This window comes from Lactobacillus sp. N54.MGS-719 (assembly GCF_000980505.1).
Lineage (GTDB): Bacteria > Bacillota > Bacilli > Lactobacillales > Lactobacillaceae > Lactobacillus > Lactobacillus amylovorus.
On record NZ_LARO01000016.1, the window covers coordinates 1 to 16,061 of the forward strand.

Annotated in this window: 15 protein-coding genes and 1 pseudogene; 10 read left to right on the plus strand and 6 right to left on the minus strand. The window is 39.6% G+C overall.

From position 1 onward, the window contains the following. Positions 1-594 (minus strand): annotated as a pseudogene (locus tag WS44_RS10265) (hypothetical protein); the annotation flags it as partial. Positions 595-871: 277 nt separating this feature from the next. Beyond that, the gene (locus tag WS44_RS04310) at positions 872-1,285 is read right to left on the minus strand and encodes a hypothetical protein (protein WP_046433317.1); all 414 of its coding nucleotides are present in this window, start codon (positions 1,283-1,285) and stop codon (positions 872-874) included. 157 nt (positions 1,286-1,442) lie between these two features. Here WS44_RS04310 and WS44_RS04315 point away from each other — a divergent pair, with 157 nt between their 5' ends. The 3 genes from WS44_RS04315 to WS44_RS04325 all read left to right on the plus strand — a co-directional run bounded on the left by WS44_RS04315 (position 1,443) and on the right by WS44_RS04325 (position 3,849). After that, positions 1,443-1,658 carry a hypothetical protein gene (locus WS44_RS04315; RefSeq protein WP_046433319.1) on the plus strand — a complete coding sequence of 72 codons (216 nt, stop codon included), beginning with the start codon at positions 1,443-1,445 and terminating at the stop codon, positions 1,656-1,658. A gap of 50 nt (positions 1,659-1,708) precedes the next feature. Beyond that, positions 1,709-1,978 (plus strand): DUF2922 domain-containing protein, encoded by a 270-nt coding sequence (locus tag WS44_RS04320; protein WP_022087498.1) that lies wholly within the window; start codon positions 1,709-1,711, stop codon positions 1,976-1,978. A gap of 530 nt (positions 1,979-2,508) precedes the next feature. Continuing rightward, the gene (locus tag WS44_RS04325; protein WP_046433320.1) at positions 2,509-3,849 is read left to right on the plus strand and encodes an SLAP domain-containing protein; all 1,341 of its coding nucleotides are present in this window, start codon (positions 2,509-2,511) and stop codon (positions 3,847-3,849) included. Between the two features lie 166 nt (positions 3,850-4,015). On the opposite strand, the gene WS44_RS04330 is transcribed toward WS44_RS04325, so the two are convergent. Then, positions 4,016-5,065: an IS30 family transposase gene (locus tag WS44_RS04330; RefSeq protein ID WP_046433324.1), complete on the minus strand. Its 1,050-nt coding sequence runs from the start codon at positions 5,063-5,065 to the stop codon at positions 4,016-4,018. Positions 5,066-5,343: 278 nt separating this feature from the next. On the opposite strand from WS44_RS04330, the gene WS44_RS04335 reads away from it, so the two are divergent. The 4 genes from WS44_RS04335 to WS44_RS04350 all read left to right on the plus strand — a co-directional run bounded on the left by WS44_RS04335 (position 5,344) and on the right by WS44_RS04350 (position 10,974). Further along, positions 5,344-6,573, plus strand: coding sequence for a glucosaminidase domain-containing protein (locus WS44_RS04335; protein ID WP_014565526.1), 1,230 nt, complete (start codon positions 5,344-5,346; stop codon positions 6,571-6,573). Between the two features lie 14 nt (positions 6,574-6,587). Further along, positions 6,588-7,697: an SLAP domain-containing protein gene (locus WS44_RS04340; RefSeq protein ID WP_046433328.1), complete on the plus strand. Its 1,110-nt coding sequence runs from the start codon at positions 6,588-6,590 to the stop codon at positions 7,695-7,697. A 90-nt stretch (positions 7,698-7,787) separates the two neighbouring features. Continuing rightward, entirely contained in the window at positions 7,788-9,623 is a 1,836-nt protein-coding gene (locus WS44_RS04345) for a cation:proton antiporter family protein (protein ID WP_046433330.1), read from the plus strand. Positions 9,624-9,750: 127 nt separating this feature from the next. Beyond that, positions 9,751-10,974: an ATP-binding protein gene (locus tag WS44_RS04350; protein WP_046433333.1), complete on the plus strand. Its 1,224-nt coding sequence runs from the start codon at positions 9,751-9,753 to the stop codon at positions 10,972-10,974. A gap of 71 nt (positions 10,975-11,045) precedes the next feature. On the opposite strand, the gene WS44_RS04355 is transcribed toward WS44_RS04350, so the two are convergent. From WS44_RS04355 to WS44_RS04365, 3 genes are all read right to left on the minus strand, one after another. Continuing rightward, positions 11,046-12,011 (minus strand): Gfo/Idh/MocA family oxidoreductase, encoded by a 966-nt coding sequence (locus WS44_RS04355; RefSeq protein WP_013437037.1) that lies wholly within the window; start codon positions 12,009-12,011, stop codon positions 11,046-11,048. 10 nt (positions 12,012-12,021) lie between these two features. Then, a complete protein-coding gene (locus WS44_RS04360) occupies positions 12,022-12,837 on the minus strand; it encodes a hypothetical protein (protein WP_014565530.1) in 816 nt (271 codons plus the stop codon). A gap of 73 nt (positions 12,838-12,910) precedes the next feature. Continuing rightward, complete coding sequence (locus WS44_RS04365) at positions 12,911-13,675, minus strand: DUF6612 family protein (RefSeq protein ID WP_013641417.1); 765 nt, start codon at positions 13,673-13,675, stop codon at positions 12,911-12,913. A 168-nt stretch (positions 13,676-13,843) separates the two neighbouring features. Between WS44_RS04365 and WS44_RS04370 the strand changes: the two genes are divergently transcribed. From WS44_RS04370 to WS44_RS04380, 3 genes are all read left to right on the plus strand, one after another. Further along, the gene (locus WS44_RS04370) at positions 13,844-14,536 is read left to right on the plus strand and encodes a 2,3-diphosphoglycerate-dependent phosphoglycerate mutase (RefSeq protein ID WP_013437040.1); all 693 of its coding nucleotides are present in this window, start codon (positions 13,844-13,846) and stop codon (positions 14,534-14,536) included. A gap of 215 nt (positions 14,537-14,751) precedes the next feature. Then, the gene (gene pcp / locus WS44_RS04375) at positions 14,752-15,354 is read left to right on the plus strand and encodes a pyroglutamyl-peptidase I (protein WP_013437041.1); all 603 of its coding nucleotides are present in this window, start codon (positions 14,752-14,754) and stop codon (positions 15,352-15,354) included. A gap of 63 nt (positions 15,355-15,417) precedes the next feature. Then, positions 15,418-15,978 carry an aldose 1-epimerase gene (locus tag WS44_RS04380; RefSeq protein WP_013437042.1) on the plus strand — a complete coding sequence of 187 codons (561 nt, stop codon included), beginning with the start codon at positions 15,418-15,420 and terminating at the stop codon, positions 15,976-15,978. The last annotated feature ends 83 nt before the right edge of the window (positions 15,979-16,061 follow it).

Below are 16,061 nucleotides of genomic sequence, written 5' to 3' on the forward strand. Positions count from 1 at the left end.
CTCATTTTCTTGGAAAACCGCGTAAAACTTAAAGTTATTCACAACTTTTTCGCCGGCAAGGCCCACAATCAAGCCACCATTCAAGAAGGAGAGTAGTTCATCTTTTATTTGCTTATTTTTCAATAGCTCTGCGAATTCCTTGCCGATGATTACGTGGTTGCCAGACAGGATGATAGATAAATCTTCGGCGAACCACTTGTAAATATCACTTGCAGGGCTATCGTTGTTTTGCTGGGCTAAGAACAAGAAGAGGGCATTCTTCCTTAGGCGAGGGATGAGATCTTTCAGATTATCAGGAATAATTAAAAAATCTTGCCCAGTTCTTTCAAAGTATGTTTCTTCCTTGTCGCCGTTGATGAGTACAAGCTTTTCAGTGGAAATCTGTTCATTATTATAGCTGAAAGAATAGTCATAGATCTGCTTGTTGAATTGAATGACAATACCCAAGGTTGTGTCTTCATGTTGATTCTTCTCGTTAAAAATAAATGGGGCGTATATTAGGGGATCGGTCACAGCCTTAGCGCCACCATTGAGAACAAGATGCTTCATTACATCTAGTCCGCGGAGCAATCTAGATTTTCCGGCACCGTTAGGCCCGAAGATCAGGAGATTCTTGAGCAGAGAAACATCCTTGCCTTGGAATGTGTTGGTGTCCTTGTACTTATATAATCTTTCGCCGGTTTGAGCGGATAAAATTGTTTCGTTCTTAAAGGAAGCATAGTTCTTTAGTCTGAATTCTATTAGCATTGTCTTCACCTCGTGTAGTTACTTAAATTTTAGCATCATTTGCGCTAAGATCACATAAAAATGTGATTCTGTACTAAAATGCAATAAAAAACACCATTTCTCATCCGAAGATGAAGAATGGTGCTTATTTCCCAGTCTTGTCACCTTGGATGTTAGATTGAGCGGCTGAAGATTGGGTTGATGACTGAGTAGAAGATTGCGTGGTGCTAGATTGTTGCTTGTCGTCATCGCTTGAAGATGATTGCGCAGAACTGTTCTTGTCCTTGTCTTGCTTCTTGTAGCTACTGGAGCTGGAAGAATTGCTGCTATCAGATGACTTGCTTGCATTAGAATCGCTAGAAGAATTATCTTCCTTATTATTGTTCTTACCATTATCATCGGCAGGGCCGGACTTAGGATTCTGACCCTTGTCGGAACCGGACGTGTTGGTGGTGTTCTCGTGTTGCACAGCGTTGGTATGATGAATGTAAGCACCGGCGCCGCCACCTCCTAGGACAAACATTGCAAAAATAGCGCCCCAAAAGATTAATTTTTTCATGTAAAGACAACTCTCCCTTGATTAGAAAAATTATTTCAACAAATTTGGCCCATTTTTGGGTTTCAAATTGTTAATAATAGTGTAAGACATCTAGCCAGCCGGTTGATTACAAAATGCTCAAAATTTAACAAATATTAATAGTAGGAGAGAACTAAACATGAATTTTGAATTAACTGAACAATCAATCCAATTTACTTTCGGTAACAAGAAATACAAGAGCGGACTTAAGAACCGTACCTTCAAGAATGTCGCTAAGGATGCGCAAGCTGATGCCCTTGAAAATGTGGGTAAGGCCATTGCCAGTCTGCAAGACGATTCACTTGATGATGCGGTCTTAATTCAGAGAAGACGTATTGTCGAAGCAGCTGAATAATTAGGGTAAGACAAGTTAGTTAATATAATAGGAAAATAGGAGAAAATTAAATGGCTAAGACTACTAAGACTTTGAAGTTAACTTTTTTGAATGGTAAGAACAAGAAGACAAGTGTTACGTTGGGGGATGCAGTAGATAATCTTACTGCGGAACAAGTTCGCGGTGCGATGACTACTATTGCGCAAGCCAACGTGTTTGAGAAAGACGGTGTTAAGAATTACGTTACTCCTCAATCTGCTGCGTACATTGAACGTACTGTTAGCGACATCTTTAACGATGGGGATGCTGATCAAGCAGAATCTGCAGACAAGCAAGACTAATCTTGAGTTGTTATTTGAGGTCATAGATTTACTGAAAAGTAAACTTGTTAAAAAGTGAAGAAACACACTAGTTTAAATACGAACTCTTTGTAGAAACATTAATGGAAATATTACTTTTTTGTTGAAGTTTGTTATACTTTTGTAAAAAAGGCAAAGATTCTAAAAGAAAAAAGGCGGACGAGAGTCCGCTTTTTTCTTGTTATAGCTAGGATTTGGCTATTTATTAAAAAAGAGGTCGGTTAAACGTTGATGTGACGGAAAAGGTGAAAAATATTACAAAAGAAAATTTTCAGTTGATTTAACTTGCTATTTTGTGAAGAGGTTAGTAAAATATGAATCGTGGTAAGTAATAGGACGTGCTTCAGGCGTGTAGCCTGTACGCATGCTGATCCTTCAGCAAGACTACTACCTCGCGAGAGTTATAAACTCGTGGATCCTGCTTTGAAGGGTTTTGTACATTATAGGCTCCTATCACATGCTGAACCTATGGCCTATTACATTTTTTTATATTTCAAGGAGGAAAAGACCACATGAAGAAAAATTTAAGAATTGTTAGCGTTGCTGCTGCTGCTTTATTAGCTGTTGCTCCAGTTGCTGCTTCTGCTGTTTCTACTGTTAACGCTGATCCTGTTCAATCAGCTACCAACATCGGTCCTGTAAAGCCATTGCCTGATAATGCAAAGGTTAACATCACACCAAATGTTACTTTAACTACTTCAGTACCAAACACTGATATTAAAGCTGCCTTAAACGCATCATTTACTGCTACTGTTGATGGTACTACTGCTACCTCAACTTTTGAACCAAATGTTTCATCAGTTAAGATGTGGTACTACAATGAAAAGGGTGATCGTACACCTGTTGAACACGTAAGCGACGTTACTGCTGCTCTTGCTGGTACTCTCTTCAAAGTACAATTACATGGCGTTAGCTTAAACTTTGGTACTAAGAATGCTAACAAAGACATTACTTTAGTATTGCCAAACGAAAACGGTAACCACTTTGGTAACAAGGCTGAAGACTTAACTTACAAGACTAAGACTGATAAAGATGGTGTTGCTACTATTAGTGAAGACATTATCTTAGGTGTGTATGCTAAGGACTTTGCTAACCCAGCTGTTGTTAACTGGCTTAACAGTACTACTAACGCAGTAGTTAACTCAGGTAACGTTGAACTTTACGCTGGCTCAGACGCTGGTAAGATGAACGTTGATCAAGTTGTTAACGAAGTTTTGAAGAAGTACTACGCAACTAACTTTGGTACTTTAGAAAACAAGGAATCAAGTCACATTAAATACACTAATAACCTTGTAGAAGCTTTGAAGGCTATGAACGTTCCTGTTACTGATGGTTGGTTCGTTGCACCTAAGTCATTCACTTTCAACATGACTGCAACTGCTAACAACAACGATGCTTCAAAGACTTTACCTGTAACTGTTAACGTACCAAACGGTAAGGATGTAACCCCAGCAACTGTTCCAAGTCAAAGCAAGACTATTATGCACAACGCATACTTCTACGACAAGGACGCTAAGCGTGTTGGTACTGACAAGGTAACTCGTTACAACACTGTAACTGTTGCTATGAACACTACTAAGCTTGCTAACGGTATTTCATACTACGAAGTAATCGAAAACGGTAAGGCAACTGGCAAGTTCATCAACGCTGACAACATCGATGGTACTAAGCGTACTTTGAAGCACAACGCATACGTTTACAAGTCATCAAAGAAGCGTGCTAACAAGGTTGTTCTTAAGAAGGGTACTGAAGTAACTACTTACGGTGGTTCATACACCTTCAAGAACGGTAAGCAATACTACAAGATCGGTAACAACACTGACAAGACTTACGTTAAGGTTGCAAACTTTTAATTAAGTCTAAGTAGTATATAAGGAAAACGAGGCGAATGCCTCGTTTTTCTTTTGCTCTAAAAAAACAGCATACTTCCTGCATGCCAGCTTTCCAGAAACTATTTTACTTAATTACAATTTTCACCTAATAATTTTCTTCCGTAAATTGTAATAATAAATTGAACACTTATGCTGTTTGATAGATACGATCCAATTCCTTTTCAAAGATTTCATCTGGGGTATGATATGCTAAGATCTTTCTCGGCAGTGAATTGCACCAGGTTTCAATATTAATGATGTCTTGAAGAGAATAGTTATTGATGTAATCACCTTTAGGTATGAACCTACGAATAAGGACGTTATGTCTTTCAACAGTGCCTTTATCGCAAGAAGTATATGGATGAGCATAGTAAACAAGCGTTTTAGAGACTTGCTCTAAATTAGCTAAATCCGCGAACTCCGAGCTATTATCAGTAGTGATTGTCTTGAAGATGTCGTTCCAGTGCTCGCTGTATTGTTTTTGAAGCGTTCTAAAAGCATGCATGACACTGGCAGCGGTATTATCGGAAATCCGCAAGATTAAAAACTCGCGACTCATTCGCTCAGACAAAGTCAACAGTACTTGATCATCTCTAGTCTTATGTCCTAAAACCAGGTCGCATTCCCAATGGCCGAACTCTTTTCGATCGTTGATCTCTTGTGGGCGTTCTTCAATGCTTCGGCCAAGCTTTCTCTTATTTTGGCGGATGCGATGAATTTTAGTGTTGCGTTTTAACTTTTCGGGCAAATCACAGTTTCTGCTATCCATTAATCCTTGATCGACATAGTTATACAGGGTTCTAGTACAAACCGTTTGATTACTAGAAAATTCTCCTATAGCCAAACTGCGATTGGCACATACATCAAGCGACCAGTCGTCTTCAGAGAAATGCTTGTTAACATATTCGATAAAATCAGATTTCTTCAAGAAGCCTGATTTGCGGCCAAAATGGTATCGATTAGCCTGATAAACGCTTTGACCGTGATCAGCCTTGTACCGCCTCTGTTTGCCATGATAAAGAGAAACAGTACCGCGTTTGACTTCATATCTGATGGTAGACGGGGAACAACCAAGTTCACGTGCAATAGCTCTAAGAGAGAAGCCGTCTTTGATATGAGTTTGGATAATAACCCGCTCTTCGAATGATAAGTGTTTGCCTTTAATGCGCTGATTCATGGTAGAACATAAAGAGTCCATTTGTGACCTCCAATAGAAGTTTTTGTGGTTATTAACATTCTATCAAACAGGCCCAGATGGGCTTTTATTTTTTACAAAGTGTTCAATTTAATTTTACAATCGGCCAAAGTTTTTCCATAACAATCGTCCTCAAAATTAAGGTGTAAATATGCATACTTAATCACTATTAAAATAACATAATTGAAATATTACTTTTATCATACAAATCAGCCGAATCCCTTGTTTTAAAATAACTTGCTAGATACAATAGAACTGTTAATAATAGGAGGAACCAACTTATGAAGAAGAGACTTTTGACCAGCATTGCTAGCGCAGTTATGTTGACTTCAGTAGCTACGCCAGTTGTAAGCAATGCTATAAATATTGTTCATAGCCAAAAAGTTTCCGCAGCAACAACCGATGAACAAGCAGAATTTTTAAATAAAGCCGCAAAGCAAGCAGTGAAGGCTGCTAAGAAGTACGGTACTTATCCATCAGTAATGATCGCCCAAGCCATCGTTGAATCTGGTTGGGGCCAATCAGGATTGGCAGTTAATGCGAACAATCTTTTTGGTATGAAGGCTGATGATAGTTGGACTGGTGCCACTTATACTTCTAAGACGCGTGAAGAAGATAAGAACGGCAAGAGTTACTACGTCACCGCTAAATTTAGAAAATACGATACATTGGAAGAATCATTCGAAGACAACGGAAAAAAGTTGCGTGAAGGTGTTTCATGGCAACCACTTCGCTACAAGGGTGCCTGGATCGAAAATGCCGATAACTATGCTCAAGCTACCAAGGCTTTGACCGGTACTTACGCAACCGATACCCAATATGATTCCGCACTTAACTCAAGAATCACCGCTCACAATTTGAGCAAGTATGATCCAGTTGTCACTAAGACTGCTAAGGTTTACACCGTCGAAAAGGGCGGCTCAGTCTACAACTGGCCAACCGACCACTCAGTTGCTAGTCCAGTCGGCTCAGTTAAGCAAGGCGAAAAGGTTACTGTAACCAAGACCATTACCTATAATGATGGCTCATCTAGAATGTATATCGACGGCAAGGGCTGGATCAACGGCAGTGCTCTTGGCAAGGGCAAGAAGAGCAGTAGCAGTGAACCAATCACTCAAGCTCCAAAGGGTGTAACCAAGATCCAAAAGAACTTGATGCACAATGCCTACGTTTATGACAAGAACGGCAAGAAGCTCGCTGGCAAGATGTTCAAGGTTAACGACGAAGAAGGCGCTAAGTTAATCAACACTTACGGCACCAAGACCATCAAGGGCAAGAGCTACTACCGTATTGGCGAAAATGAATACATCGCAGCCGGCAACATCGACGGTACCCTTAAGTTCTTGAAGCGTAATTCTTACGTTTACAACCAATATGGCAACCGCGACAACAACTTGAAGCGCAAGAAGAACGAACAAGTTGCTACCTACGGTAGCGCCGTAACTATTAACGGTGCCAAGTACTACAGAGTTGGTATCCGTCAATACATCAAGAAATCTAACTTCATGTAATAAAGGATGGTTTAGTGAAGCTAAAGAAATTAACGATCGCATTTATTGCGGCCATCAGTTTAATCGGTACGTTTAGTTTTAATAATGAAGAAACTCAGGCGGCATCGATTAACACTGAAGCTAAGAAATATAAGTACAGAGGTGTTACTTATTTATACAAAATGCTGAAGCTAGAAGGGATCAAGTACAACAAGTTCCCTGGTGTTGAATATCAAAATGGTAAGCCAGAAGGCATCGTTGTTCACGAAACTGACGATCCGGGTGCTACCGCCCACGATGAGGCTATTTACTTCAACCGCGAGTGGATGAACATTAATGCCTACGTGCATGCGTTTGTTGACAGCAACCAGGTTATTCAGATGAGATCGCCCGACATGGGTACTTGGGGTGCAGGTCAGCAGGCGAACAACCGATTTATTCAAGTTGAATTGTGTGAAGAAGATAGTAGGGATGCATTTATTAAGTCAATTAATAATGATGCGATCTACATTGCTAAGCTTTTACACCGTTACGATTTGAAGCCGGACAATGCCTGCGATGATGGTCAAGGTACGATTTGGTCGCACCACGCCGTCAGCAACTTCCTTGGTGGCACTGACCACGTTGACCCCGATGGCTATTTTGAAAAATGGGGCTACAGCATGGATCAATTTTATTCATTGATTAAGTATTACTACGACTTGCAAAAGAAGAATACTCAATCTCAATCTAACTTGAAGGACAAGGATAAGGATCCAAACAAGACTAAGGAAGAAATCCCAGTTGTTCAAGGTGCTGTAACTTTAGGTCACGATGCTTACATCTATGATGCTAAGGGCAATAACACCAAGAAGCTCAAGTATGCCGGCAGTCCAGTTGTGGTCATGGGCTACAAGATGATCAATGGCAAGAAGTACTACCAGATTGGCAAGGACCAATACGTAGTTGCTTCAAACATCGACGCAACGCCTAAGACCGTGAACAAGGATACTTACTTACGTACTCGCACTGGTGAGATCGAAAAGCAAAACAAGGTCAAGAAGGGCAGCCGAGTATTAGTCTACGGCAGCAAGATTACTATTAAAGGTCAAAAGTACTACGCACTTAATGCTACACAATATGTTTTAGCAAGTGACGTAAATTAAGAGAAAAACACGTCTTATTCCTAAAATTATGGGAATGGGGCGCGTTTTTTTGTATAATTGCTGTTGATTGAATGAGAAAAGGGGAGAGAAATGGCACAATTATCGCTATTCTTAGTCGTATTATTGGCATTAATCATTCCAATATTTATGGCTCGTTTTCAAATTAGCAATGTCCCAACCGCGGTAGCCGAAATTATCGTGGGGATTATCATGGGATCGAGTGGTTTCAACCTGATTTTTTCGACGCACGATCTGACTTTTTTGTCTAATCTGGGCGTGATCTTACTGATGTTTTTATCAGGGATGGAAATCGACTTCGATTTATTGCAAAGAAAGAATAATCCGAGGGGGAGATCACAAGCCGGAAAAATGGTTGATCCGCTGAAGACAGCCGTGATTGCCTTTAGTGGAATCGTCGTCATGGCTGTGGCCTTGGCCTTTGTTTTGAAATGGATCGGTTTGTTCAGCGAAGTTATGCTGGCTGCGATTATCTTGATGACCGTTGCTCTAGGCGTGGTGATTGCCACCTTGAAGGAAAAGGACATTTTGGGTCGGCCAATTGGCCAGACGATCCTGTTGACGGCTGTTCTTGGTGAAGTTATTCCACTGCTTTTGCTTACCATTTATGCATCAATCAACGGTGGTAATGCAGGACAATTATGGTTGATTATCTTGCTGTTTTTGGCCGCAATTTTTCTTTTGCGTAGATTTAAGCAACCATATTTGTGGTTTGCCAAGGTAACTAAGGCAACGACGCAACTAGATATTCGTTTGGCATTTTTCTTAATTTTTGCACTAGTTACTGTTGCCGAAACTGTTGGGGCTGAGAACATCTTAGGTGCCTTTTTGGCTGGGATGGTCATGAAGCTGCTTGAACCAAGTGAAGCAACTAAGGATAAGTTGACCTCAATTGGTTATGGCTTTTTTATTCCTATTTTCTTCATTATGACAGGGGTAAGATTGAATTTGCGTTCATTCTTGACCCATCCCTCAGCCTTAATGCTTTTGCCAGTCTTGGTTATTTTCTTATTGCTCGCCAAGTTGCCGGTTGTTTTAACCTACATGAGATTCTTTGAAAAGCGCAATGCTTTTGCCGGCGGCTTCTTAACTGCTACAACCATTACGATTGTTTTGCCAACCTTGCAAGTTGCGAGAAGATTGCACGCCATTACTTCAATGCAATCCGATGCCTTTATTTTGGCCGCAGTTATCGTATGTATTTTGAGTCCGATTGTCTTTAATTCAAGCTTCGTTTTGTCACCGGAAGACAGAATCAAGAAGACCGTTACCTTTATTGGGGCCAACGCCTTCACGGTGCCGGTTGCACACGATTTGCACGATAATTGGTACTCAGTCAAGATTTTCACTGCTAATAAGGTCGACTATGAAACTTACGACAGCCGAGTTGAGAATATTACTTTATTACCTGACTTGGATACAAAGACGCTGGAAAAGGCTGGCGCATATGATTGTGATATCTTTGTGGCTGCGAGTCACCAAGATGAGAACAATGCCGATTTGGCAAGGGATGCTAGAGAAGCTGGAGTAGAGCGTGTAATTGCACGACTCAGTCAGGTTGATAGCGATATTGTTGACGAATTTCATCAAAGAGATATTGAAATTTTCAACTTTACCAATATTCGTTCTGCCTTGATGCGTGCGTTGATTGAGTCACCGACTGTTTACCGGATTCTTACTGATACGAAGAATGTGCTTTACTCAGTTAAGGTTACGAATACGCATTACACTGGGCGTCCTTTGGCCGATTTGGACTTTATCGACAAGATTACGGTCAGTCGAATTTGGCGTGGAGATCAGTGGCTGGCTCCGCACGGCTGGACTGTGATTGAGCCGGGGGATGTTTTGGTCTTCTCTGGTGAATTCAAGGATGCTGATCAGGTACGGAATTTGTTGAGTCATGAATAGTTTGTAGAAAGTCATCCATTTGGATGGCTTTTTTGCTTGGAATGTATTCCAAATGAGAGGCGAAAATGGAGTTTATTTGGAACGTATTCCAAATGGTTGATAAAATTAGTGCAAGGAAGTGAATAATATGGTAGAAAAACGATACGTTGCTAGAACTGAATACCTCGATTTTTTAAAGAGACATCAAGGAAAACAAATTATCAAAGTCGTTTCTGGTGTTAGAAGATCCGGAAAAACAATTTTATTTTCGCAGTTTCAAGAATATCTTCGGTCTAGTGGTGTAGCACCTGAGCAGATAATCACCATTAATTTTGAAGATATGGCTAATGAATCTTTGCGCGATCCGTATGCTTTGTATAAATATTTAACCAATCGTCTTGATGATGGCAAGATGACCTACATTTTTTTGGATGAAATTCAGCACGTTACTGATTTCGAAAAAGTAGTTGACTCATTGTTCATTAAAGACAACGTGGATTTATACATCACAGGCTCTAACGCTTATTTCTTGAGTGGTGAAATTGCGACATTGCTGACGGGTCGCTATGTGCAAATAAATATGTTGCCACTATCTTTCAAGGAATTTGTGGAATGGCACAAGCAGAACGATTTATTCACTAACGATACAGATATGTTCAATGAGTATTTGAAGAGCTCATTTCCTTATACATTGTTTGTCCAAGATGAACAAGAAAGAATGGAATATCTGCAGGGAATCTATTCGACAATTGTTTTAACTGACATTGTTACCAGACTTAAAGTGAGGGATGTCCCTGTTTTGGAGAGAGTAATCCGTACTTTGTTTAGTGATATTGGTAGTGCAATTTCGATTAGCAATATTGCTAATACCTTGAAAAGTGCTAAGCTGTCAGCAGACAATAAGACGATTGACCGATATGTGGAAGGCATTCTGAACAGCTTGCTAATGTACGAAGCTAAGCCATATGATATTCACGGCCGTTCGATTTTACGTGCTAACAGTAAATATTATGCTGTTGATTTGGGCTTGCGGCGTTTGCTTTTACCAGATCACCAACAAGATTATGGTCACATCATCGAGAACATTGTCTTTTTGGAATTGAAGCGCAGATATCCGCATGTTTATGTCGGTCGAAGCAATGATTTGGAAGTTGATTTTGTGGCATTGAATGTCAAAAATGAAGCAAGATATTTCCAAGTTGCTTTGACTACATTAGACGAAAAAGTGCTGGAAAGAGAATTACGTCCGTTGAAACAAATCCATGATTCTTATCCGAAGTATTTATTGACGATGGATACTTTGAATAAGGATGCTAATTATGATGGTATTCAGAAGATGAATATTTTGGATTGGCTTTTGGAAAGAGATTAGAGAGCAAAAATAAAAGATTGGTTATCAACGCTTTTGTAGCGAAGATAACCAATCTTTTTTAGTTTAATTTTTTATTCCTCAGAATTTCTTGCAGCAGTCAAAATTTGCATTGACTCAAGCGTATTCACAAATGCTTCATCAGCTTTCACCGTATCATGATTATCGATGATCTCACTAAACGCATTAAACTCGCTCGTCATACGGTGGTCGTATTTATTCAAGTTGTAACGCTTAGGTTCTTTGCCTCGCATTTGTACTGTAAAGTTGTTAAGTTCGCCAGTTGAGCCATCGATATAGATGCTGCCTTTTTCACCTTCGATGAATGAACGTGGCGTTACGTAGCTGTCCTTTGATGCGGTGAGGGATGCTTGTTTGTCAGGGTAGGACAAGTGCAAGATACCTGATGTATCAACGCCTTTTTGCATGTTGGCGTAATATTGAACCTTATCAGGCAAGCCGAACAAAGCCGCTAAAAGATGGATGTTGTAAATGTTTAAATCCATCAAGGCACCACCATCTTTATTTGGATCAAAGACTGGTGCAATCTTGCCTTCAAGGAAAGCATCATAACGGCTTGAGTATTGCGTATAGTTCATGTTCACGATATGAATTGGGGCAATATTCTTGAGCTCTTTTTGAATTTGCTTGAAGTTCTCTAAGTAAAGATTGGTAATTGCTTCAAGAATGATCAAATCTTTTTCGTCGGCAAGCTGCTTCAATTCTTTTGCTTGTTCAGTGCTTTCGACAAATGGCTTTTCGCAGATTACGTTTTTACCATGCTCTAATGCTTCTTTGGCAATCTCATAGTGCAAGAAGTTTGGCACAGCCACGTAAACCGTATCGACATCTGGATCTACCATCATTTTTTCGTTATCAGTGTAGGTTTTCTTAATGCCATATTGGTTAGCTAATTCCCGAGCAATATCTTTGCTACGGACAGTTGATGAAATTGCTGTGAGTTCTAGATTGTTGATCTTATCAGCAGTCTTCAAAAAATCGTGGACGATCATTCCACTTCCGATAATTCCTAATTTCATAATTCAACCTCTACTTTTTCTTACTATTATTATCAGTTGTTGGCAATGGCTTAGCATTAGTTGCGGAAGTTGGCACTCTTAAGAAGTCGTGGTTACCAAAGTTGCCGTAACTTTGACCAACCTTAACGGTCATCATCTTGCCAAGCTTCATGTTAACGAATACGTTGAAGCCAGCCAATTTGTTGTCTCTAACCACAGTCTTAACGGTCATATTCTTGTACTTGCCATATTTTTGAATTTGCTTAAAGACCTTAGCTTGGTTGGAGCTTTGAGCCACAGTATTAAAGACTGGCGCTGCTGCTTTTTTCATTAAGTCCTTGTCTTTGATATTAGCAGTCAAAGTGTAAGTCTTTTCCTTCTTATTACGTTTCATCTTGTAGGCGTTAACCAAAGTGTCGCTTGGATTATGGATCAAACGATTATTCATAATCGCGTCAGTCAAATCTGCGTATGAGTGACCCGTTAATTTTTCAAGATCAGCCTTGTACCAAGTATCACGACCATTGATGTAGACGTTGTTCAGGTTGACCCATTCTTCGCTTGAACGAGTCTTGCCCTTGCTGGTTGTTTGGTTAGTAATATGGTAGACAGTTGATTCGCCACCAAAGGTAGTGCTTGCCAAGGCTACTTGGCTAGAAGTGTCAGTGCCCAAGGTAACAGATTGGATGACTTGGCCACTTCTGAAGCTCTTTTTAGCCTTTTGCACTACCTGACTTTTAGTTAAAACTGGGTCGGCAGTGTTTTTCTTTTGCTGACTGCAGCCACCCAGTAAGAATAGGGTAGCGAGTGAAATACCAATAAATGCTTTTTTAAGTTTTGTATTCATAATTTTTCTCCTATAGTTACACCTATTATTATATACGAAAAAAGCCCGAATCTCTTTGGATTCGGACTTAGTATTAATTGTTCGTGCTCATTTTTCCTAAATCGACTGCGCCTTTTTTAACATTGGCAGGAACCTCTAAGTTCTTGATCTGGTCAATTTGATCAGCATTCATCGTGAAGGTTCTCTTTTGACCTTCGTCTTTATAAGTAGAGAGCACCTTTACATCGGTGATGTGGTAGCTTTTATCAACGTCGATTTTGATTTCATTATTGATTGGTTTCACGTTGTCTAAATCGATACCGATCAAAGCAGTGATCGCAGAATCGGAAACGATGGCGTTCCAAATTTTCTTATTGTTTCCTTTATAAGAGAGGACGTAATCGTTGCCATTGGGTTTAACTTTAAAACTCTTGCTGGTAGCAACGAATGGATCAAGCATGTTGTCTAAACTGTCTGTTAATACAGCATATGAACTGCTTTTGCCTAGTTTGGTCTTAAACCAGTGACTAGAACTGGTGCCTTTCATTTGGATGTAGTTGTTTTTACCTTCAATCCACATCTTATAGTGGTTGGAAGCTGTGGCCACATTAGCGTAGATGACTGTTGGATCCTTAACGTATTGAGCTTCTGCTTTTTGAATCGTTTGCCCATTTTCAGTTTCGTTCCAAGTAGTATGCATCGAATCGAACTTGGTATTTTGCGCCTTAGTCAAAATCGTTTTGGCACTTGGCAAAGTATTTTCTTTTTTAGTAGTAGATTTATTATTTGAACAGCCTGCTAACAGCAAGACAAAAATGCCAATGAGGCCGATGATAATTTTTTTATTTTTGAATACCATAATTCCGCACTTCTTTTTTGATTAATATTTTCTGTTCTAAGTTAGCACAAAAGGGTAAATATTTGAAACAATGTCTAAAAATTAATGTTTTTTTGTCATATCTCTATGAAAAAAACTGCGAAATGTGTAAAATATGGGTGAAACATTGAATTTAAAAGGAGATATTTCATGTCAAAATTAGTTTTAATCCGTCACGGTCAAAGTGAATGGAACCTTTCAAACCAATTTACTGGTTGGGTTGACGTTAACCTTTCAGAAAAAGGTGTTGAAGAAGCTAAGAAGGCTGGTCGTTTAATCAAGGAACACGGTCTTGAATTTGACCAAGCTTACACTTCATTATTAACTCGTGCTATCAAGACTTTGCACTACGCACTTGAAGAAAGTGGCCAACTTTGGATTCCAGAAACTAAGACCTGGAGACTTAACGAACGTCACTACGGTGCTCTTCAAGGTTTGAACAAGAAGAAGACTGCTGAAAAGTACGGCGATGAACAAGTTCACATTTGGCGTCGTTCATACGATGTTTTGCCACCAGCTATTGATGACGACAACAAGTACAGCCAAGCTCACGACCGTCGTTACGCAAACTTGGACCCACACATCGTGCCTAAGGCAGAAAACTTACACGTATGTCTTGACCGTGTAATGCCATTCTGGGAAGATCACATTGCTCCAGACTTACTTGATGGCAAGAATGTAATTATCGCAGCTCACGGTAACTCACTTCGTGCTTTGACTAAGTACATCGAAAACATTTCTGACGACGACATCATGAACCTCGAAATGAAGACTGGTGAACCAGTGGTTTACACATTCGACGAAAACCTTGATGTTGTTAACAAGGAAAAGTTGGACGACTAATTAAATAGTGGTTATTCACACAAAAAGGACTTCGAATTTTCGGAGTTCTTTTATTTTTTAGGGTAAAAAAAGACATCCCCGGAAGGGATGCCTTTTTTCATCAACTTGCTCCAAAAATTTTAATATATTATTCTATTTCATATTTTTTGAAACAAGTATATTATATTATAAACAAAGAAAAACTGCCATTTTTTTTTAAGAAAGAGACAAAAAGTATGAAAATCTTAGTAACTGGGTTCGATCCTTTTGGCGGTGAAAAAATTAATCCGGCTATCGAAGCCGTAAAGAAGCTGCCAGATGAAATCGACGGCAATCAAATCATTAAACTAGAAGTACCGACGATTTTTTATCAAAGCGCCAAGGTAGTTAAAGAAGCAATAACAAAATATCAACCAGACATGGTCATCAACGTCGGCCAAGCAGGTGGCCGAGCTGCCATTACACCTGAAAGAATTGCTATTAATTTTCAAGCGGGCTCAACTCCCGATAATTCAGGCAAGGGTCCAAAAGAAGGCGAAATTGAAGCAGACGGTGCCGACGGTTACTTCACCCAATTGCCAATTAAAAAGATGGTAACTGCCATGAGAAAAATAGGCATCCCTGCCGAAGTCTCAAATTCCGCTGGCACGTACGTCTGCAACCACCTTTTCTACGAGGTGCAATACATGCGCGCACGCGAATTTCCTAACCTAAAAGCCGGCTTCATTCACATTCCATTTTTGCCTAGCCAAGCGAAAAATGGTCGTCGTCCATCCATGAATTTAAGTGACATGGTAGAAGGGTTAACCGCTTCCATTAAAGTGGCAGTAGCTGGCTAAAGATTGACAGTACCCCCCTTCAAGTGCTATTTTTGTCTTTAGAATTAAAGTTGGGAGAAAAATATGCAAACAATTGATGATTCTCTCTTTCAAGTCTCTGTCGATGAGAATGGGGCCAAGGTGGCCCACTTAATATCAGTAACTGATAATTATGACTATCTCGGCGAAGAAGGGACTAAAGAGGGTACGGCAATTGCTTTTCCAGTGATCAATCATGATAATGACTGGGCCAGCAAAATGCCTTGGACTGTCGTTGATAAAGGCGATACTCGAGTGAGTTTGACTTTAATTGATACACCGAAAAGCTATAAGAAATTCCCGTATCACTTTGAAGTGATGACTACATATGCCTTAGAGGGCAATCAAGTCGAGATAACCTTTTTTCTAAAGAATTCTTCGCATAAAGAAATGCCATTTTCATTAGGTTTTGTTCTACCAAATAATTGGCCTACTGAAGAGGGGATTAACAAAATTAGTTTAAATAATGGAAAACATGAAATTGATGTTGCTTCAACTGATTTTAAATTAAATGTAGAAGAAGATCATGTTACCGCATTTATTGATGAGATCAAGCTTGAAGCAGAAAGTAGCAAGACTTTTGCTTTAAATTTGACTTTGAAGTAAAAATAAGTAACGATTTTAATAAGATATAGGAAGCAGGTCAGCGATGATTTGCTTTTTTTGTTATAATACACTCAATGTGAATT

What these genes read in the sequence shown, in the direction of transcription:
- WS44_RS04310 (WP_046433317.1), bottom strand. Translation starts at nt 1,285, where the DNA reads ATGAAAAAATTAATCTTTTGGGGCGCTATTTTTGCAATGTTTGTCCTA.
- WS44_RS04315 (WP_046433319.1), top strand. Translation starts at nt 1,443, where the DNA reads ATGAATTTTGAATTAACTGAACAATCAATCCAATTTACTTTCGGTAAC.
- WS44_RS04320 (WP_022087498.1), top strand. Translation starts at nt 1,709, where the DNA reads ATGGCTAAGACTACTAAGACTTTGAAGTTAACTTTTTTGAATGGTAAG.
- WS44_RS04325 (WP_046433320.1), top strand. Translation starts at nt 2,509, where the DNA reads ATGAAGAAAAATTTAAGAATTGTTAGCGTTGCTGCTGCTGCTTTATTA.
- WS44_RS04330 (WP_046433324.1), bottom strand. Translation starts at nt 5,065, where the DNA reads ATGGACTCTTTATGTTCTACCATGAATCAGCGCATTAAAGGCAAACAC.
- WS44_RS04335 (WP_014565526.1), top strand. Translation starts at nt 5,344, where the DNA reads ATGAAGAAGAGACTTTTGACCAGCATTGCTAGCGCAGTTATGTTGACT.
- WS44_RS04345 (WP_046433330.1), top strand. Translation starts at nt 7,788, where the DNA reads ATGGCACAATTATCGCTATTCTTAGTCGTATTATTGGCATTAATCATT.
- WS44_RS04350 (WP_046433333.1), top strand. Translation starts at nt 9,751, where the DNA reads ATGGTAGAAAAACGATACGTTGCTAGAACTGAATACCTCGATTTTTTA.
- WS44_RS04355 (WP_013437037.1), bottom strand. Translation starts at nt 12,011, where the DNA reads ATGAAATTAGGAATTATCGGAAGTGGAATGATCGTCCACGATTTTTTG.
- WS44_RS04360 (WP_014565530.1), bottom strand. Translation starts at nt 12,837, where the DNA reads ATGAATACAAAACTTAAAAAAGCATTTATTGGTATTTCACTCGCTACC.
- WS44_RS04365 (WP_013641417.1), bottom strand. Translation starts at nt 13,675, where the DNA reads ATGGTATTCAAAAATAAAAAAATTATCATCGGCCTCATTGGCATTTTT.
- WS44_RS04370 (WP_013437040.1), top strand. Translation starts at nt 13,844, where the DNA reads ATGTCAAAATTAGTTTTAATCCGTCACGGTCAAAGTGAATGGAACCTT.
- pcp (WP_013437041.1), top strand. Translation starts at nt 14,752, where the DNA reads ATGAAAATCTTAGTAACTGGGTTCGATCCTTTTGGCGGTGAAAAAATT.
- WS44_RS04380 (WP_013437042.1), top strand. Translation starts at nt 15,418, where the DNA reads ATGCAAACAATTGATGATTCTCTCTTTCAAGTCTCTGTCGATGAGAAT.